Source organism: Dactylosporangium vinaceum, assembly GCF_019904175.1.
In the GTDB taxonomy this organism is placed as follows: domain Bacteria; phylum Actinomycetota; class Actinomycetes; order Mycobacteriales; family Micromonosporaceae; genus Dactylosporangium; species Dactylosporangium vinaceum.
On sequence record NZ_CP061913.1, the window covers coordinates 6,416,647 to 6,435,111 of the forward strand.

The 18,465-nt window shown below is 72.5% G+C and carries 19 protein-coding genes; 14 read left to right on the top strand and 5 right to left on the bottom strand.

Annotated elements, in window-relative coordinates; all coding sequences use genetic code 11:
• Positions 1-32: 32 nt before the first annotated feature.
• Positions 33-920, top strand: coding sequence for a DUF72 domain-containing protein (locus Dvina_RS28825; RefSeq protein WP_223092472.1), 888 nt, complete (start codon positions 33-35; stop codon positions 918-920).
• Between the two features lie 146 nt (positions 921-1,066).
• Positions 1,067-2,026 (top strand): TIGR03619 family F420-dependent LLM class oxidoreductase, encoded by a 960-nt coding sequence (locus Dvina_RS28830; RefSeq protein ID WP_223092473.1) that lies wholly within the window; start codon positions 1,067-1,069, stop codon positions 2,024-2,026.
• A gap of 256 nt (positions 2,027-2,282) precedes the next feature.
• Here the strand turns inward: Dvina_RS28830 and Dvina_RS28835 are convergent, their stop codons facing one another.
• Positions 2,283-4,580: a putative bifunctional diguanylate cyclase/phosphodiesterase gene (locus Dvina_RS28835; protein WP_223092474.1), complete on the bottom strand. Its 2,298-nt coding sequence runs from the start codon at positions 4,578-4,580 to the stop codon at positions 2,283-2,285.
• A gap of 100 nt (positions 4,581-4,680) precedes the next feature.
• Here Dvina_RS28835 and Dvina_RS28840 point away from each other — a divergent pair, with 100 nt between their 5' ends.
• The 9 genes from Dvina_RS28840 (at position 4,681) to Dvina_RS28880 (ending at position 12,947) form a co-directional block, all read left to right on the top strand.
• Positions 4,681-5,547: a Rieske (2Fe-2S) protein gene (locus tag Dvina_RS28840; protein ID WP_223092475.1), complete on the top strand. Its 867-nt coding sequence runs from the start codon at positions 4,681-4,683 to the stop codon at positions 5,545-5,547.
• 258 nt (positions 5,548-5,805) lie between these two features.
• A complete protein-coding gene (locus tag Dvina_RS28845) occupies positions 5,806-6,792 on the top strand; it encodes a LacI family DNA-binding transcriptional regulator (RefSeq protein WP_223092476.1) in 987 nt (328 codons plus the stop codon).
• Positions 6,793-6,812: 20 nt separating this feature from the next.
• Positions 6,813-8,003 carry an extracellular solute-binding protein gene (locus Dvina_RS28850; RefSeq protein ID WP_223092477.1) on the top strand — a complete coding sequence of 397 codons (1,191 nt, stop codon included), beginning with the start codon at positions 6,813-6,815 and terminating at the stop codon, positions 8,001-8,003.
• 153 nt (positions 8,004-8,156) lie between these two features.
• Complete coding sequence (locus Dvina_RS28855) at positions 8,157-9,209, top strand: ABC transporter ATP-binding protein (protein ID WP_223092478.1); 1,053 nt, start codon at positions 8,157-8,159, stop codon at positions 9,207-9,209.
• Complete coding sequence (locus Dvina_RS28860; protein WP_223092479.1) at positions 9,209-10,081, top strand: ABC transporter permease; 873 nt, start codon at positions 9,209-9,211, stop codon at positions 10,079-10,081. Before Dvina_RS28855 ends, Dvina_RS28860 begins: the two co-directional genes overlap by 1 nt.
• Before the next feature lie 86 nt (positions 10,082-10,167).
• Entirely contained in the window at positions 10,168-10,995 is an 828-nt protein-coding gene (locus tag Dvina_RS28865; RefSeq protein ID WP_223092480.1) for an ABC transporter permease, read from the top strand.
• A 1-nt stretch (position 10,996) separates the two neighbouring features.
• Positions 10,997-12,205, top strand: a complete 1,209-nt coding sequence (manD, locus tag Dvina_RS28870; RefSeq protein ID WP_223092481.1) for a D-mannonate dehydratase ManD — start codon at positions 10,997-10,999, stop codon at positions 12,203-12,205.
• Positions 12,206-12,262: 57 nt separating this feature from the next.
• Positions 12,263-12,442 (top strand): hypothetical protein, encoded by a 180-nt coding sequence (locus Dvina_RS28875; RefSeq protein ID WP_223092482.1) that lies wholly within the window; start codon positions 12,263-12,265, stop codon positions 12,440-12,442.
• A gap of 34 nt (positions 12,443-12,476) precedes the next feature.
• On the top strand, positions 12,477-12,947 hold the full coding sequence (locus Dvina_RS28880; RefSeq protein ID WP_223092483.1) for a chemotaxis protein CheX: 471 nt from the start codon (positions 12,477-12,479) through the stop codon (positions 12,945-12,947).
• A 122-nt stretch (positions 12,948-13,069) separates the two neighbouring features.
• Here the strand turns inward: Dvina_RS28880 and Dvina_RS28885 are convergent, their stop codons facing one another.
• The 3 genes from Dvina_RS28885 to Dvina_RS28895 all read right to left on the bottom strand — a co-directional run bounded on the left by Dvina_RS28885 (position 13,070) and on the right by Dvina_RS28895 (position 15,408).
• Complete coding sequence (locus Dvina_RS28885) at positions 13,070-13,261, bottom strand: CsbD family protein (protein ID WP_223092484.1); 192 nt, start codon at positions 13,259-13,261, stop codon at positions 13,070-13,072.
• Positions 13,262-13,456: 195 nt separating this feature from the next.
• Positions 13,457-14,449, bottom strand: coding sequence for an aldo/keto reductase family protein (locus Dvina_RS28890; RefSeq protein ID WP_223092485.1), 993 nt, complete (start codon positions 14,447-14,449; stop codon positions 13,457-13,459).
• 113 nt (positions 14,450-14,562) lie between these two features.
• Positions 14,563-15,408: a helix-turn-helix domain-containing protein gene (locus tag Dvina_RS28895; protein ID WP_223092486.1), complete on the bottom strand. Its 846-nt coding sequence runs from the start codon at positions 15,406-15,408 to the stop codon at positions 14,563-14,565.
• A 102-nt stretch (positions 15,409-15,510) separates the two neighbouring features.
• Between Dvina_RS28895 and Dvina_RS28900 the strand changes: the two genes are divergently transcribed.
• Genes Dvina_RS28900 through Dvina_RS28910 form a run of 3 tightly spaced genes read left to right on the top strand, consistent with a single transcriptional unit; the run spans position 15,511 to position 18,202 of the window.
• Complete coding sequence (locus Dvina_RS28900; protein ID WP_223092487.1) at positions 15,511-16,371, top strand: oxidoreductase; 861 nt, start codon at positions 15,511-15,513, stop codon at positions 16,369-16,371.
• Positions 16,372-16,428: 57 nt separating this feature from the next.
• On the top strand, positions 16,429-16,764 hold the full coding sequence (locus tag Dvina_RS28905) for an STAS domain-containing protein (protein ID WP_223092488.1): 336 nt from the start codon (positions 16,429-16,431) through the stop codon (positions 16,762-16,764).
• Positions 16,765-16,792: 28 nt separating this feature from the next.
• The gene (locus tag Dvina_RS28910) at positions 16,793-18,202 is read left to right on the top strand and encodes a class-II fumarase/aspartase family protein (protein ID WP_223092489.1); all 1,410 of its coding nucleotides are present in this window, start codon (positions 16,793-16,795) and stop codon (positions 18,200-18,202) included.
• Here the strand turns inward: Dvina_RS28910 and Dvina_RS28915 are convergent.
• Positions 18,133-18,360 carry a hypothetical protein gene (locus Dvina_RS28915; RefSeq protein WP_223092490.1) on the bottom strand — a complete coding sequence of 76 codons (228 nt, stop codon included), beginning with the start codon at positions 18,358-18,360 and terminating at the stop codon, positions 18,133-18,135. The two genes, Dvina_RS28910 and Dvina_RS28915, sit on opposite strands and share 70 nt — an antisense overlap.
• Between the last annotated feature and the right edge of the window lie 105 nt (positions 18,361-18,465).

The window sequence follows — 18,465 nt, forward strand, 5'->3', positions numbered from 1 at the left end:
TGGCCGGGCGGCGAGCGGGGACGTGAGCAGGTATGGGCGACGTGAAGGTCGGTACCGCGTCGTGGACGGACAAGACGCTGCTGGAGTCCGGGTGGTACCCCGCCGAGGCCGACGACCCCGCCAAGCGACTGGGCTACTACGCGTCGCAGTTTCCGCTCGTCGAGGTGGATGCGACCTACTACTCGCCGCCGGCCGAGGCGACCGCGCGCCTGTGGGCCGAGCGCACGCCGCCCGGCTTCACGTTCAACATCAAGGCGTTCAGCCTGCTCACCGGGCACCCCACGAAGCTGACCGCGCTGCCGAAGGACCTGCGCCCGCCCGACGGCAAGGCGCGGCTGTACCCGAAGGACCTGCCGGCGCAGGTGTACGAGGACGTCTGGTCACGGTTCCTGAGCGCCCTCGACCCGCTCGTCGACGCCGGCAAGCTCGGGGTGCTGCTCTTCCAGTTCCCGCCGTGGTTCACCATCCGCCGGTCGAACAAGCAGACGCTGCTCGAGGTGGCCGCGCGCTGCCGGCCGCTGCGGGTGGCGATCGAGTTTCGTCACGGGTCGTGGTTCGACGGTGACAACCGGGCCGAGACCCTCGAGTTCCTGCGGGAACACGACCTGCCCTACGTCGTCGTCGACATGCCGCAGGGTCACCGCGAGTCGGTCCCGCCCGTCGTGGAGGCGACCTCCGACCTGGCGGTCGTGCGGTTCCACGGTCACAGCGAGCAGTGGACGAGCAAGAACATCCACGAGAAGTTCGGTTATCTGTACTCGAAACACGAGCTCGAGTCCTGGGCGCCGAAAATCGAGTCACTCGCGGCAGCCACGTCGACGACGCACGTGCTGATGAACAACTGCTACGGGGACAACGCCCAGCGCAACGCCGCCGACCTGCTGGGCCTGCTGCCGGTCGACGAGCCCGGCCCGGACTGACCCGAACACGAGCGCCTCCTCCACAAGTGTCCGGGCTCGGGGGGTGCCCGCCCCGGCCGCGCCCAACCGGTCGATGCCTCCCGCACCACGTCATGGCATAAGGTCTGCGGTGATCACACGGGCGTGGACGTGGAAGGGATGCCACGGTGGCGTTACGAGTCGGGATCGGCCTGCCGCAGCTCAAGCACTTCGACGCGCGCACCGCTGTCACCCGGGCCGCGCGGGCGGCCGAGGAGATCGGGTACGACAGCGTCTGGGTCTTCGAGCGGTTCCTGCGGCCGCAGGACCAGGGCGGCCCGCACGGGCTGTATCAGATGCCCGACGTCCCGTGGCCGGTGCGCTACGGCGGCGTGCTCGACCCGCTCGTCGCGCTCACGCTGGCCGCCGCCGTGACCGAGCGTGTCGAGCTGGGCACCTGCGTCCTGATCGCGCCGCTGCACGTGCCGGCCCGGCTGGCCCGGAGCCTGGCCAGCCTCGACGCGGTCAGCGGCGGGCGGCTCGTCGCCGGCCTCGGCGCGGGCTGGAGCATCGACGAGTTCGCCGCTCTCGCGCCGCGCCCGGTCACCGAGCGCGGCGCCGCCCTGGACGAGTTCCTCGACGTCGCCGCGGCGATCTGGGGCCCCGACCCCGTCGCGTACCGCAACGACCGCTGGACCGTCGCGCCCGCCGAGATAGGCCCGAAGCCGGCCCGGCGCATCCCCGTGTACCTGGGCGGGTTCGCGGACGCGGCCCTGCGCCGTATCGCCCGCCGCGGCGACGGCTGGCTGCCCACCGGCCTGCCCCCGGCCGCGGCCGGGGCGACCCTCGCCCGCATCCGCGCGATGGCCGCCGACGCCGGTCGCGACCCGTCGACGGTGTCGTGCACGTTCCAGGTCGGCCTCGACGGCACCCTCGATCCCGTGCCCGAAGCGGATCGCCGGCCGTACACGGGCAGCATCGACCAGATCGTCGAGGACATCGCCGCGCTCGAGACGGCCGGCGTCGACCACGTGTTCCTGACGGTGTCCAATGTGGTCACCGACCTGGACGCCTACGTGGACACCGCCGCCGCCTTCCACGCCGCGCTCGAAGCGGCCGGCCTGACCACACCACCCGCCGCCCGATAGGACCGCGCCACGCGCCGACCACGCGGGATGCCGACAACGGCCACGCCGACAACGCTCGATGCCGACAACGCGCGACGCCGACGACGACGACGTGCCGCGCCACCGGCCCGGCCGGCCGCCGGACGAGCGATGAACGCGCCGGCCCCGGCCTCACGCAGAGACCACCGCAGGGATCACCCCAAGCGGTCACCCCACGCGCGGAGCGACAGGCCGCACCAGTCGACCCGCGCACGCAGCAACCGTGCGGCAGCGACGCTCAGTGGTGCCGGCCCGCCAGCGTCGCCGGGCGGGCGATGAGCGCGCCGACCTCGGCCGGGCTCATCGGGCGGGCGTAGTGGTAGCCCTGGGCCTTGCGGTACCCCAGCGCGGCCAGCCGGTCGGCCTGGTCCTGCTCCTCGACGCCCTCGGCGACGATATCCAGGCCGACCACGCGGGCCAGGGCGAGGACCGCGGCCGGCATGATGCCGCGGCGGCCGGACTCCTCCCGCTGGACGAACGAGCGGTCCAGCTTGAGCTCGTCGACCGGCAGGTCCTGCAGCAGCGTCAGCGATGACCGGTCGGTGCCGAAGTCGTCGAGGGAGACGCGCACGCCCATGCGGCGCAGCTCCTCGAGGCGGGTGACGGCCGGGCCGAGGGCGACGGCCGCGCTTTCGGTGAGCTCGACGGTGAGGCGGTGCGGGGGCAGGCCGAAGTCGGCCAGGGCGGCGGCCACCAGGTCGGGGAAGTTCGCCGCGGCGAGCTGGCGGGCCGACACGTTGACGTGCACGACGCCCGGCGCGTCGGGGCCGAACTCGACGATCCAGGACGCGAGCTGGCGGCACGCCTCGCGCAGCACCCACTCGCCGAGCGGCACGATGAGGCCGGTGCGCTCGGCGACCGGGATGAACTCGACGGGCGCCACGGCGCCGCGGGACGGATGGTTCCAGCGCACGAGGGCCTCGACGCCGGCCAGGCGGTCCGCGTCGAGCGCGACGATCGGCTGATACTCCAGGTACAGCTCGCCGCCGAAGATGGCCTGGCGCAGCTGCGCGCCGAGCGCCGCCGAGCCCGCCACCGCGCCGGCCATGCCGGGGACGTAGCGCTGGTAGCCGCTGCCGCCGACGTGCTTCGCCGCGTACATGGCGATATCGGCCAGGCGCAGCAGCTCACCCGGTGCGTCGCCGGTGCGGCCGTCGGCGATGCCGATGCTGGCCCGCACGAGCAGCTCGTGGCCGTCGGCGACGACGGGCTCGGCCAGCGCCGCGACCATCCGCTGCGCGACGAGTTCGGCCTCATCGGGGTCGATGGCGTCGAGCAGTACGACAAACTCGTCACCGCCGAGACGGGCGACCAGGTCACCGGGGCGGACGCTTTCGGCCAACCGGCCGGACACCGCGATGAGCAGCGCGTCGCCGGCGCCGTGGCCGAGCGTGTCGTTGACAATCTTGAAGTCGTCGAGGTCGACAAGGGCGACGCTCACCGGCCGCGGCGGGCCGGTGGTGGCGAGGACCGCCGTGAGGCGCTGGTTGAACAGGGCCCGGTTGGGCAGGCCGGTCAGGGCGTCGTGGGTGGCGTTGAAGTCGAGGCGCTCGACGAGCGTCGTGTTCTCCCGGAACGCGGTGACCTGCCGCCACACCACGAGGCCGGTCAGCACCACGGCGGCGACGGCGGTCACGGCCAGGTCCTCCGACGCGGTCCCGATCGACAGCAGCAGCAGGGCGTCGATGGCGGCGACGGCGAGGTACGGCAGCACGCTGAACGGCCGCCGCGACGCGTCCCGGACCGTCTCCGGGTTGGCGAGGGTGTCGTACTGGCGCCGGGCGCCGACCGTCACGCACACGAGGATCACCGGCACGGCGACCTGGGGCAGGCTCAGCTGGGGCTGGTCGAGGACGAAGCGCTGGGCCACGCCGCTGAACGCGCCGCCGAACAGGCCGATCGCGAAGAGCCGCAGCGTGCCCCGGGCCACGTACGTGTGCCCGGACAGGACCACCTTGACGATGACGAAGACCGCCACCAGCTCGAGCACCAGCGTGAACCCGGCCACGGCCAGCGAGCCCGCCTTGTATCCGTCGGTCGCCAGTAGCGGCGAGGTCTGGAAGTGCCACATGAACACCGCGGCCGCCACCAGCACCGTCGCCGCGTCGAGGCCGATGCGCAGCCGCTCGTCCCGGCTGGTGGTGCCGATCGGCAGCCGCCACAGCGCCCACAGCAGGGTCAGGACGGCCGCGCCGTACGCGCAGACGGTGAGCGTCGAGAACTGCTGGCTCGGCACTGGGCCGCCGATGGCGTCGAAGGCGTTGCAGACGGTGCCGATGCCGGCCAGGGCCATGATGAGGGCCACATGCCGCCAGAAGCGCCGGGTCGGCGCGGCGAAGGCCGGCGTCCGGGCGACACGCAGCGCGGCGGCCAGCGGCAGCACCACCGAGACCGGTGTCAGCAGCCACATCAGCCACAGCGGTATCCGCGCGTGGCCGTAGTCGAGTGCGAACGCGCCGGCCGCGTACACGGCGAGCGCCACCGAGCCGAGGACCGCGCGGTCCAGCCGCCGGGTCGCCATGTCTGTCTGGAGCACGTCGTCCCATCGGCGGACACCGCCCGGCGGTTGAGCGCCGGACGGTTGCCCGCCGGTCGCCAATGCGTTTTGTCGACGTGCCGCTGGGCAATCGGTCTGCATGCCTACGTTCCTCGCCCGCCTGGAGGCCGCCCGCCCGCTCGACCGGTTCGCCGAGGCGCTGCGCCGGGTCGCGCAGGCCACCGCCGGCCGCGGCCGCCTCGGTGACGTCCTGCACGGCCGCCCCGCCGGGCATCCGCTGCACCCCGCGGTCGTGCAGTTCCCGGTCGGCGCCTGGATGAGCACCGCGGTCCTGGACGCGCTGCCCGGGCGCGACACCCCCGGCTCCCGGCGCGCCGCCGCGGCGCTGCTGACGGCCGGGACGGCGGGCGCCCTGCCCGCCACCCTCACGGGCCTCGCCGACTACGTGACGCTCACCCCGCAGCAGCGCCGCGTGGCGCTGGTCCACGTGACAGCGAACGTGACGGCGCTCGGCTTCTTCGCCGCGTCCATCGCCGCCCGGGCCCGCGGTGACCATGCCCGCGGCCGCCGGCTCTCGTTCACCGGGCTGGGGCTGGCCGGCGCGGGGGCGTACCTCGGCGGCCACCTCGCCTACGCCCAGGGCGCCGGCGCCAACCACGCCGCGACCGCCCTGCCCCTGGTCCCGTCCGGCTGGCACCGCCTCGACGCGGTCGGCGCCATCGCCGAGGGCAAGCTCTCGTCCTACACCGTCGGTGACGTGCCGGTGCTGGTGTACCGCGAGCACGACCGCTTCAGCGCGCTCGTCGGACGGTGCGCCCATCAGGGAGCCCCGCTCGCCGAGGGCCGCACGCTGGACATGGGCGGCGACGCCTGCGTCGAGTGCCCCTGGCACGGCAGCGTCTTCCGCCTCGCCGACGGCCGCGCGCTGCGGGGGCCGGCCGCCTCCGACCAGACCCGGCTGCAGACCCGCGTCCACGCGGGCCACCTCGAGGTCGCCCAGCCGTAACCGGAACCGCAGCCCCAGCACAAGCCAAAGCGACAGCACAGGCCAGAACGAAAGACGAAGCGCTTCAGGATTCCGGGGCCGCTTCGCTCCCGCCCCGGTCAAGGGGGCTGCGCCCCCTGCCCCCGGCACCCCGTCGACGGCACCACCCGGCCCCCGGACCACAGCGTCCGGGGGTTCGCCGTGTTTCGAAACCGAACCGGTCCTTGACAAGATTCTGCAAAGGTTTGCAGACTCGACGGTGATCGATGGGAGGCATCGATGCCGGTGACGATCAAGGATGTCGCGCGGGCCGCCGGCGTGTCCGCGTCCACCGTCAGCCGCGCATTGGCGTCGCCCGATCTCGTCCACGCCGACACGCGGGAGCGGGTGCGCCAGGCGGTCGCCGAGCTCGGTTACCACCCCAACCGGGCGGCCCGCGGCCTGATCACCGGGCGCACCGGCAACCTCGGGCTGCTGGTGCCCGACCTGGCGAATCCGTTCTTCCCGGGCGTCGTCAAGGGCGTGCAGGCCCGCGCCCGCGAGTTCGACTACGCCGTGTTCCTGGCCGACACCGACGAGGACCCGGCGGCCGAGGCCGGGCTCGTGCGCAACCTCAGCAAGCAGGTCGACGGCCTGATCCTGTGCTCGCCGCGGATGAGCGAGCCCGAGGTCCGGGCACTGAGCGGCGACACCCCGATCGTGCTGCTCAACCGGCGGGTCGGCCGGGTGCCGTCGGTGACCGTCAACAGCGTCGACGGGCTGCGCCACGCGATCGGGCACCTCACGGCGCTCGGGCACCGGCGGGTCGCGTACGTGCCGGGGCCGAAGGTCTCCTGGTCCAACCGCGAGCGGCTGCGGGCGCTGCGGACGGCCACCGCCGAGGCCGGCGTGGAGCTCGTCGAGACCGGCAACGTGGTGCCCCGCTTCTCCGGCGGGGTCGCCGCGGCCGACCAGGTGCTCGCCACCGGCGTGAGCGCCGTCATCGGCTACAACGACCTGGTCGCGATCGGCATGCTCAGCCGGTTCGCGGCCCGCGGCGTCGCCGTGCCCGGGCGGATCAGCGTCATGGGCTTCGACGACATCGTCCTGTCCGAGATGGTCAGCCCGGCCCTGACCACGCTCGCGCAGCCCAAGGAGCAGACCGGCCGGGCCGGTGTGGACCTGCTCCTGCAGCTGCTCGCCGACCCCGGCCACCCGATCCAGCGCCGGGAGCTCGACTCCCACCTCATGGTCCGCGACTCGACCGGGCCCGCACCGCATCCCTAGCACCAGAAGGGAACCCCGCCATGTCCCTGCGCAACCGCACGCTCGCCCTGCTCGCCGCCTGCACCCTGCTCACCGCCTGCGGCGCCCCCGACAAGCCCGGCGCGAACACCACCGACACCGGCGGCGCCGTGCCCGACACGCCGAGCGCGCCGGTCGCCCTCAACATCCTCGACGTGGCCGGCAACCTCCAGCTGACCCAGGGCATGATCGACGAGTTCACGCAGAAGAACCCGAAGGTCATCTCGAAGGTCACGTACTCCAAGGCGACCGCGCCCGAGCTGGCCGGGAAGATCAAGGCCCAGCAGGACGCCGGCCGGGTCGACATCGACCTGGTCCTCACCGGCGTCGACGGGCTCGCCGCCGGCATCGACCAGAACCTGTGGCTGCCGATCGCCGGGCGGGCCAAGGCCGACTACCTGCCCGGCGCGGCGGCGATGCAGAAGCTGGCCGGCGAGTTCGGCGTCACCGTCACCTACTACCCGTCCGGGCCGCTCATCGAGTATCTGCCGGCCAAGGTCCCGAACCCGCCGAAGACCGCCCAGGAGCTGCTCGCCTACGCGAAGGCCAACCCGGGCGCGGTGCAGTACGCCCGGCCCGCCAACTCCGGCCCCGGCCGCACCTTCCTGATGGGCCTGCCGTACCTGCTCGGCGACAAGGACCCCAAGGACCCGGTCAACGGCTGGGAGAAGACCTGGGCGTACCTGAGCGAGCTCAACAAGTCCGTGACGCTCTACCCGTCCACGACGAGCGAGACGATGAAGAGCCTCGCGAACGGCTCGGCGAAGATCATCGCCAGCACCACCGGCTGGGACATCAACCCGCGGGTCCTCGGCCAGGTGCCGACGGAGGCGGCGATCGGCTCGCTGCAGGGCTTCCACTGGGTCACCGACGCGCACTACGTCGTGGTGCCGAAGGGCGTCTCGGCCGACAAGCAGTCCGCGATCTACCTGCTGCTGCAGTCGATGCTCACCAAGGAGCAGCAGGCGAAGGCGTACGACAAGGGGTACTTCTACCCGGGCCCGGCGGTCAAGGACGTGCCACTGTCGATCGCGCCCGCGGACAGCCAGAAGGCCATCGCCGACTTCGGCCGCCCCGAGTACGAGGCCCTCATCGCCGGCAACCCCCTGGAGACGCCCCTCGACGCGAAGGCGCTCGTGGCCGCCTTCGACAAGTGGGACCGCGAAATCGGCGGCGCGAAGGTGAACAAGTGAGCCCACGGTCCGCAAACCGTGCGCACCCGGGCGTCGCGGTGTCGCCGGAGCCTGCGGAGGTGACGACGTGAGCGGTCGGGAGCGAAGCGGACGGGCCGCGAACCATCAACACAGGGCCCTCACGGCGTCACCGGAGCCTGCGGAGGTGACGACGTGAGCGAGTTCGGCACCCTTCGCATCGAGGGCGTGTCGCGCAGCTTTGCGGGGCACGCCGCCCTGGCCGACCTGAGCCTGGACATCGAGCGGGGCGAGTTCATCGCCCTGCTCGGCCCGTCCGGCTGCGGCAAGTCCACCGCGCTGAACTGCCTCGCCGGTCTGCTGCCGCTGTCCGCGGGCCGGATCTGGCTCGACGACCGGCGCCTCGACACGCTGCCACCGGAGCGGCGCGGGTTCGGCATGGTGTTCCAGAACTATGCGCTGTTCCCGCATCTGAGCGTGCGCCGCAACATCGCGTTCGGGCTGCAGATGCGCCGCCTGCCCCGGGCCGAGGTGCGCGCCCGCACCGAGGACGCCATCCGGCTCGTGCGCCTGGAGGAGCACGCGGCGAAGCTGCCCGGCCAGCTGTCCGGCGGCCAGCAGCAGCGGGTGGCGATCGCCCGGGCCGTCGTCGTGTCGCCGTCGCTGGTGCTGATGGACGAGCCACTGTCCAATCTGGACGCGAAGCTGCGCCTGGAGATGCGCACCGAGATCCGTCGGCTGCACCAGCGCCTCGGCCTCACCACCGTCTACGTCACCCACGACCAGGAGGAGGCGCTGTCGCTCGCCGACCGGCTCGTGGTGCTGCGCGCGGGGCACGTCCAGCAGATCGGCACGCCGGAGGAGCTGCACACCCGGCCGGCCAACGCACACGTCGCCGACTTCATGGGCTTCCGCAACCTCCTGGCGCTGCAGGCCGGGGCGGTCGCGGGCGACCGGGTCACCGTCGACGTGGAGGGCGTGCCGTTCACGGGGACGGCGCTCGCCCCCGTGCAGCCCGGCGACGCGGTGCTGGCCGCCGTCCGGCCCGAGCAGCTGACGGTGGCCGGCGAGGGGCTGCCGTGCGTGGTGGAGGTGGTGGAGTACCAGGGCCGCGAGTTGGCGGTCGAGGCGCGCACCGAGGGCGGCCTGCTGCTGCACCTGCGCACCACCGCCCGGCTCGCGCCCGGCGACCCCATCGCCGTCGGCGCCCGCGACCTGCTCATCTACCCGGCGGACGGGGGCGGCTGATGGTTGCGCTGCGTCACCGGCTGGCGGAGCGCGGCATCGACCGGCAGCTGTGGCTGCTCGCGCCGGCCGCCGCGTTCGTCGTGCTGCTGTTCATCTATCCGTTCGCGTACGGCGTGGGCCTGTCCTTCCAGCCGGAGAAGGGCGGCCCGTTCGAGGCGTACCGCAGCTTCTTCGCCGACGCCTACGACCGCGACACGATCTGGATCACGCTGCGGATCGCACTGCCGGCCGCGATCGTCAACGTCGCCGCGTCGGTGCCGATCGCATACCGGATGCGTAGCCGGTTCCGCGGCAAGCGGGCCGTCACCACGCTGCTCGTCGTGCCCATCACGCTCGGTACCGTCCTGACCGCGCAGGGTCTGCTCAACTACCTCGGCCCGACCGGCTGGCTCAACCGGGTCCTGCTCGACACCGGGCTCGTCGACGCGCCGGTCCGGCTCGTGCACAACTCGTGGGGCGTGTTCCTGTCCCTGGTCATCACCGGTTTTCCGTTCGCCTTTCTCCTGGTCCTGTCGTACCTCTCCGGCATCGACCCGTCACTGGAGCGCGCGGCCGCCACGCTGGGCGCCGGTGCGTGGCAACGGTTCCGCCGGATCACGCTGCCGCTGCTGGCCCCGGGCCTGGCGACCACGTTCTGCCTGACGTTCGTGCTCGCCTACAGCGTGTTCCCGTCGGCGGTGCTCGTCGGCGACCCGGCCGGCGAGACCCGGGTCATCGCCTACGCCGCGTGGCAGGCCCGTTACCAGCACTACGACTTCGCGCAGGGCTCCGCGATCGCCATCGTCATGGGCCTGGTCGAGCTCGTCGTCATCGGCGCGGTCCTCGGCGCCCGCTCCCTGTTCTACACCGGCCCGACGGGAGGGAAGGGATGAGCGGTACGAAGCGCAGCGCAGTGGCCGCGATCCGGCAAGCACAGGGCGGGTCTCAGGCCGGCGCCGGAGCCTGCGGAGGTGACGGCATGAGACGGCCGCATACCGTGACGGCGTGGATCGTCTGGGGCGCCGTGCTGTTCTTCATGCTCAACCTGGCCGGGGTCGTCGGGTCGGTGCTCGTGAGCTCGTTCGGCCGGCAGTGGTTCGACACCTGGCTGCCGCAGGGCTACACCACGAGCTGGTACGCCCAGGCGTGGGACGAGTTCGGCCTGCTGCACGTGCTGCTGGTGACCCTCGAGGTCTCCCTGGCCGTCGTGGTCGTCTCGCTGCTGCTCGGGGTGCCCGCGGCCTACGTGCTCGCCCGGCGGCGCTTTCCCGGGCAGCGGCTGGTGTACCTCGCGTTCCTGCTGCCGATCCTGATGCCCCCGATGACGTACGGGATTCCGCTGGCCACGGTGCTGTACAAGTACGACCTGGCCGGGCACCTGTCCGGGGTCATCCTGGCCAACCTCGTGCCGTCGGTGCCGTTCGTCATCCTCACGATGACGCCGTTCATCGAGCAGATCGATCCGGCCATCGAGCGGGCCGCCCGGATGTGCGGCGCGGGGACGTTGCAGGTGTTCGGGCGCATCCTCGCGCCGCTGCTGGTGCCGGGGATCCTCGCGGCGTCGATTCTCGTGCTCGTGCGTACCATCGGCATGTTCGAGCTGACGTTCCTGACCGCCGACGAGGAGTCGTCGACGCTCGTCGTGAAGCTCTACGCGGAGATGGCGTCGCCGGGCATCCGGGCCCAGCAGTCGATCGACGCGATGGCGGTCGTATACACGGCGAGCATGCTCGTGCTGCTCGTCCTGGCGCTGCGTATCGTCAACCCGACCCAGCTCGTCGCCCGTGTGAAGGAAGAGGTCGACTGACGTGCGCATCACCGACGCCAAGGTCATCGTCACCTGCCCCGGCCGCAACTTCGTCACGCTGAAGATCGTCACCGAGGACGGGGTGAGCGGGGTCGGGGACGCCACGCTCAACGGGCGTGAGCTGGCGGTGGCCTCCTACCTCACCGAGCACGTGGCTCCGGCGCTGATCGGGCGGGACGCGGCGCGGATCGAGGACACGTGGCAGTACCTCTACAAGGGCGCCTACTGGCGGCGGGGCCCGGTGACGATGTCGGCCATCGCCGCGGTCGACACCGCCCTGTGGGACATCAAGGGCAAGGTCGCCGGGCTGCCCGTCTACCAGCTGCTGGGCGGGCGCAGCCGGGAGGGCGTCACGGTGTACGGCCACGCGAACGCCGACACCGTCGACGACGTCCTGGTCGAGGTGGCCCGCTACGCCGACCTCGGCTACAAGGCCGTCCGGGTGCAGACGGGCGTGCCGGGGCTCGACACGACCTACGGGGTCAGCGGCGACAAGCTCTTCTACGAGCCGGCCGACGCCGCGATCGCCTCCGAGGCCACCTGGTCGACGGAGGCGTACCTCAACTCGGTCCCCGGCGTCTTCGCGCGGGTCCGCGAGGAGTTCGGGCCGGGGCTCAAGCTGCTGCACGACGTGCACCACCGGCTCACCCCGATCGAGGCGGCCCGGCTCGGCAAGAGCCTCGAACCGCACGCCCTGACCTGGATCGAGGACCCCGTCCCGGCCGAGCTGCAGGAGGGCTTCCGCCTCATCCGGCAGCACACGACGACCCCGATCGCCGTCGGTGAGGTGTTCAACACGATCTGGGACTGCGAGCAGCTGGTGCGCGAGCAGCTCATCGACTACATCCGGGCGACGGTCGTGCACGCCGGCGGCATCACGCACCTGCGGCGCATCTTCGACCTGGCCGGCCTGTATCACGTGCGCACCGGCAGCCACGGCGCCACCGACCTGTCCCCCGTGTGCATGGCCGCCGCGCTGCACCTCGACATCGCGGTGCCGAACTTCGGCCTGCAGGAGTACATGCGGCACACGCCCGAGACCGACGCCGTCTTCCCGCACGGGTACCGCTTCGAGGACGGCTACCTGCACCCGTCGGAGGAGCCCGGCCTCGGCGTGGACATCGACGAGGAGCTGGCCGCCCAGTACCCGTACCGGCCGGCCGCCCTGCCGGTGAACCGGCTCCTGGACGGCACCATGCACTCCTGGTGAAACACTCAAGGCACCCTCCGCGCAACCGATTGAGCGGTTGGAGAGGGGTGGACGGGCATGACGGGGTGGCTGGCGGACCGATCGGTCCGGACCAAGGTGCTGCTGGTGGTGGCGGTGCTCGGGCTCGTGGCGCCGGCCGGCAGCGTCGTCGCGTCGCGGCGCCTGCGCCAGGTCAGGACCGGGAGCAGCAGTGACGAAGCGGCCCGCAGGTCCGGCGACCTGCAGCAGATCGTCTGACCGCCGCTGTGACGTCGATTGGGATTGGGTATCCATGACGAGCCCCGCCGAAGAGCCGCTGGCCGCGCAGGACCTCGAGGGCATCATCTGGCAGGTCTGGACCGCGTATCTGGGGACGAGCCCGACAGTCGCCTCCGACGACGAACAGCACAGCGCCGCCGCCGAGATCACCGCCAGCGTCGGCGTGGCCGGCGCCTGGCTGGGCATGATCGTCCTGCGCAGCGACCTGGGCGCGGCGGCGGCGATCGCGGCGGAGATGCTGGAGCTGGCCTCGGTCAAGCCGGACGACATCCAGGACGCGACAGGCGAGCTGATGAACATCGTGGCCGGGAACGTGAAGAGCTTCCTGCCGAAGCCGAGCCACCTGGCGCTGCCCCAGGTGGTGGTCGGCCGGGCCGAGGTCCTGTGGCCCGGCACGAGACGCCTGAGCCGCGTGATGGTCGGCTGGGACGGCCACCAGGTCACCGTCGAGGTCCTGGAGGGCGTCCCCCCGCGCCGCGACTGACTCCCGTCCGCCGCCGGCACCGCGAGCCGATGTGCGTCAGCAGGACAACAATCGGCTGGGACAGCAATCAACACCGCCCCGTCGACGTCGACGGGGCGGTGTTCAGATGCGTGGGGTACGCCTCAGCTGAGGGCGTCCTTCACGTCGTGGGCCGCGTCCTTGACCTTGTCGCCGGCCTGCTTGACGTTCGCCTCGTCCTGGTCGGCCCGCCCCTCGGCGCGCAGGTCCGCGTCGCCGGTGGCCGTGCCATAGCCTTCCTTGGCGTGGCCCTTGAGCTCTTCCGCCTTGTGCTCGACTTTGTCACCCAAGCTCATCGTGCATCTCCCAGGTCTCGCAGGGTTGTCCCACCTGTATGGGTGCCCGAATCGACCCGAGTCAAACAGCGCCCGCCCCGTCCGGCCGGACGATCTCGTCCCCGCCGGGCGGGAGCGTGCCGCGGCGGACAGCGCGACAGCCAACGGCCGGCTGCCGGTCAGGTCGGGATCGGGGTCGGGACCGGGTGGGGTGGTTCAGCGATGGCGGACGCCTTCCTCGGCGAACGTGGCAAGGGTCGGGGCGCTGATCGGAGCATCGCCAAGTGCCGCCTCGACCTGCGCCAGGATGTCGGGGGCCAGCTCGACACCGGCGGCCTCGGCGTTGGCGTGGACCTGTTCGGGGCGGGAGGCTCCCGTGATGGCCGAGGCCACCTCCGGGCGGCGCAGCACCCAGGCCAGCGCCAGCGTGGGCAGCGAGACCCGCAGCTCGCCGGCGATCGGGACCAGGCGCTGGACGGCCTCCAGGAAGTCGTCGCGCAGGACCAGGCCCTTGGCGGCGTTCATGGCGTCGCTGGCGAAGCGGGAGTCCGCCGGGATCGGCCGGCCCGGCTTGTACTTCCCGGTCAGCACGCCCTGGGCCAGCGGCGACCACACGATCTGGGAGATGCCGTTGGCCGCGCACAGCGGGAAGACCTCGGCCTCCGGGGCCTGCCACAGCATCGAGTACTGCGGCTGCGACGACACGAACAGCTCCGGGCCGGCGATGTCGATCGCCGCCTGGATCTGCTCCGGCGTCCATTCGCTGAAGCCCAGGTACCGCGCCTTGCCCTGCTGCACCACGAGCTGCAGCGCCTCGATGGTGTCCTCGATCGGGACTGACGTGTCGAAGCGGTGGGCCTGGTAGAGGTCGACGTAGTCGGTGCGCAGCCGGCGCAGTGAGGCGTCGATCTGCTTGGCGATCTGGTCGCCGGAGAGGCCGCTGTCGGTGTCGGACATCTGGCCCCACACCTTCGTGGCCAGGATGTAGGAGTCGCGCGGGTGCTTGGACAGGATCTCGCCCCACGCCTCCTCCGCGGCGCCGCGGCCGTAGACGTTCGCGGTGTCGAAGAAGTTGATCCCGGCGTCGAACGCCGCCTCGGTGCAGGCGCGGGTCTGCTCGGCCTCGACGCCGCCGGCGTACGTCAGCCACGAGCCCAGCGAGATCTCCGAGACTTCCAGGTCCGAGCGGCCCAGCTTGCGATAGCGCATGACTCTCCTCTGAACGGATGTACCTGACCCATACCCAGCATGGCCCCGTGTACCTGCCCGGTGCCGGCGGGCCCGGTGGCGGCGCCGCGGCGGAGGCCCCCCGGCGGCTGTGCCTAGAGCGCCGACCCGCGCTCGGCGGACGACGGCGCGGGCGTCGACAGGGAGCCCAGCAGGGCCAGGGAGCGCTCGCTCGGTGAGCCGGGCTCGGCGTGGTACAGGACGAGCAGCTGCCCTTGTGAATCGCCGATGGCGAGCTTCTCCCGGCGCAGCTCCAGCGCTCCGACCTGCGGATGGCGCAGCCGCAGCGGTGCGCCCGTGAGGGGCTTCACGTCGTGGCGGGCCCACAGGCGGCGGAAGTCCTCGCTGGCCAGGGACAGCTCGCCGACCAGCTGGCCGATGCGCGGGTCGGTGACGTCGGTGCCGATGGAGTTGCGGAAGGCCGCGACCATGCCGCCGATGGACTGTTCCCAGTCCGGGTACAGGTCGCGCTCGTCCGGATCGAGGAACGTGTCGCGCAGCCGGTTGGCGCCCACGACGATCCGCGGTGACAGGGCGGTGGCCAGGCGGTTGGCGGCGAGCACCTCGAAGGTGCGGCTCTCCACGAAGCCGGGGATGGCGATGACGTCGAGCAGCTGCCGGATGCCGGCCGAGACGGTCTCGCGGCGGGGGCGGCGCGGGGTGCGGGGGCGGGCGGCGGTGAGGCTCATCAGATACTGCGTCGCCTCCGCGTCCAGCCCGAACACCCGCGCGATGGCCGCGAGGACCTGCGGCGACGGGTTGCGGTCGCGGCCCTGCTCCAGGCGCAGGTAGTAGTCGGCGCTGATGCCGGCGAGGGTGGCGACCTCCTCGCGGCGCAGGCCGGGAGTGCGGCGCACGCCGACCACCCGCAGGCCCGCGTCGGCCGGATCGACAAGCTCCCGCCGCGCCCGCAGGTATTCGCCGAGCGCGTTCGTGGTCACCCGTCCAACCTACCGCCGGTACCGCCGGCGCATCCTGGTCCTGGCACTCCCAGGATGGCCAGGCAACTGCCTGAACCCGTGCGGCCGCGCGAACCTGGACGTATGACAAGCAAGGATCTTCCCGGCGGCGTGTACCGCACCGGCGACCTCGACCTCACCCGCGTCGGCTACGGCGCGATGCAGCTGGCCGGGCCGGGCGTGTTCGGCCCGCCGAAGGACCGCGCGGCCGCCGTCGCCGTGCTGCGCGAGGTCGTCGAGCTGGGCATCACGCACATCGACACCGCCGACTTCTACGGCCCGCACGTGACGAACGAGATCATCCGTGCGGCCCTGGCGCCGTACCCCGCGGACCTGCACATCGTCACGAAGGTCGGCGCCCGCCGCGACGAGCAGGGCGGCTGGCCGCACGCGCGGACGCCCGCCGAGCTGCGCTCCCAGGTGCACGACAACCTGCGCCGCCTGGGCCTGGACACGCTGGACGTGGTCAACCTGCGGGTCGGCGGGTTCGACGCGGCCGAGCCCGGCTCCATCGCCGAGCAGTTCGAGGCCCTCGCCGAGCTGCGCGAGCAGGGTCTGATCCGGCACCTGGGCCTGAGCACCGTCAACGCCGAGCAGCTGGCCGAGGCGCAGACGATCGCGCCGGTGGTGTGCGTGCAGAACATGTACAACATCGCCCGGCGCGAGGACGACCCGCTCGTCGAGCTCACCGCCGCGCAGGGGATCGCGTTCGTGCCGTACTTCCCGCTCGGCGGGTTCTCGCCGCTGCAGTCGCAGACCCTGGCGGCGGTGTCGAAGCGCCTCGACGCGACGCCGCTCGCCGTGGCCCTCGCCTGGCTGCTGCAGCGCTCGCCGAACATGCTGCTGATTCCCGGTACCTCGTCCGTGGCGCACCTGCGCGAGAACGTCACCGGTGCGGGCCTGCGGATTCCCGCCGACGCGCTGGCGGAGCTCGACGCCGTCTGAGTTTGCCGGGCGGCAACGGTATATTGTCCCCGGCCTACAGCGTGGGGGCGGAGGACGATGGGCAGCGACCTGACCGCGGACCGGGAGGTCACCCGCGGCGGTCCCGGGCCGGTCCGGGTGACGGTGCGGCTGCGCGGCCTCGTCGACCTCGGCACCCAGCCGATCCTGGAGCGGGCCCTCGACGAGGCCCTGGCCGTGCGCGACGTCGGCGAGATCGAGGTCGACCTCAGCGGCCTGACGCTGCTGGACAGCACCGGCATCGCGACGATCCTGCACGCGTATCGCCGCGGCGCCACCCGCCACATCCGGGTGCGCGCGCACGGCTCCACCGGCATGGTCCACCGCGTCCTGGACATCACCGGCGTGCTGGCGGTGCTGACCGCCGAGGATTGACATCATCGATTCGGGGCATGCAAATGTAATGACCCCGCCGCGATTCACTGATGACACGGTGCCCGAGACCGGCATCCGCAAGCTGTTCACGACGGCGGGGCACTGGCAGCGCTGGCTGGACGTCGAGGGCGCGCTGGCCCTGGCCGAGGCGGACGCGGGCGTGGTGCCCCCGGACGCCGCCGCGGCCATCGCCGCCGCCGCCCGCCTGGACCGGCTCGACAAGGGCCGGGTCCGGGCCGGGATCGCGGCGACCGGCCACCCGCTCATGCCGCTGATCACCGAGCTCACCCGCGTGGTCGGCGACGACTACGGCGGCTGGGTCCACTGGGGCGCCACCACCCAGAACATCACGCAGACCGGCGACGCGCTCCTGCTGCGCGACGCGCACCGGCGCCTGCTGGAGCTGCTCGGCCGGGCCATCGGCGCCGCCGGCGTGCTGGCCGAGCGCGGCGCCGACATGGCGATGGCCGGGCGGACCCACGGGCAGCACGCGGTGCCGGTGACGTTCGGGTTCAAGGCGGCCGTCTGGATCGACGAGCTGCTGCGCCACGCCGAGCGCCTCCGCCGCTGCGAGCCGTCCGTGTTCGTGGCCATGCTCGGCGGCGCGGTCGGCACCCACGCGGCGCTCGGCGCCGACGGGCCCCGGGTCCAGGCCGCGCTCGCGGACCGGCTCGGCCTGTGGCCGATGGACGTGCCGGCCCGCAGCACGGCCGACGGCCTGGCCGAGTACGTCTGCGTGCTCGCCCTGCTCGGCGGCACGATCGGCAAGATCGGACGGGAGTTGTACTCCCTCATGCAGACCGAATACGGCGAGGTCCTCGAGCCGGCCGCCCCGGGTGACGTCGGCAGCAGCACCATGCCGCACAAGCGCAACCCGAAGCTGTCCCAGGACATGATGACGATCTCGGCGCAGATCCGGGCGCTGGTGCCGCAGGCCCTGGAGGCGATGCATCAGGACCACGAGGCCGACGGGGCGTACACGGCGATGCTCGACGACGCGGTCACGCGCGCCTGCATCCTGGCCGGGGATCAGCTCGTCCGGCTCGCCGTCGTGCTCGAGGGCCTGGAGCTCGACCCGGCCCGGATGCGGGCCAACCTCGGCCTGACCGGCGGCCTCATCGTGTCGGAGGCGGTGATGCTGGCGCTGGGCCGGGTGATCGGCCGGCAGGAGGCGCACCGGGTCGTGTCCGAGGCGGCGCACCGGGCCGCGGCCGGCGAGAGCACGTTCGCGGCGCTGTTGAACACCGACCCGCGGGTGACGACGTACCTGACCGACGCCGACCTGCGCGCCCTGCTCGACCCGGCCCGGCACCTGGGCCTGTCGGCCGACCTGGCCCGCGCGGGTGCCGCCCGGGCCCGGGAGGCGGCTCAGGCCAGCTGGGCGGAGAGCCCGGCCGCGAGCACCTCGGCCTGCACGTCGGTGATCTCCTCGCCGTAGTCGCGCACCAGCTCGGCCTTCGTGTACACGATGTGCCCGCCGGCCGCGGCCGCCTCGGGCACCAGCACGACCTCGTCCTGCGCCACGGCGAGCGCGGGGTCGGCGTCGTTCGACTGCGCGAGTGCCCGGATGTTGTCCGCGGTGATAGTCGTCGTCATGCGCCCATGGCTTCCCACCTGCCGATTCGGGCAAACATGGCATTGCCCGCGAATGATCCGGCCGAATGTTTCACGGCGGGCTTTTGGGCTTCAGTGCTGGCCAGC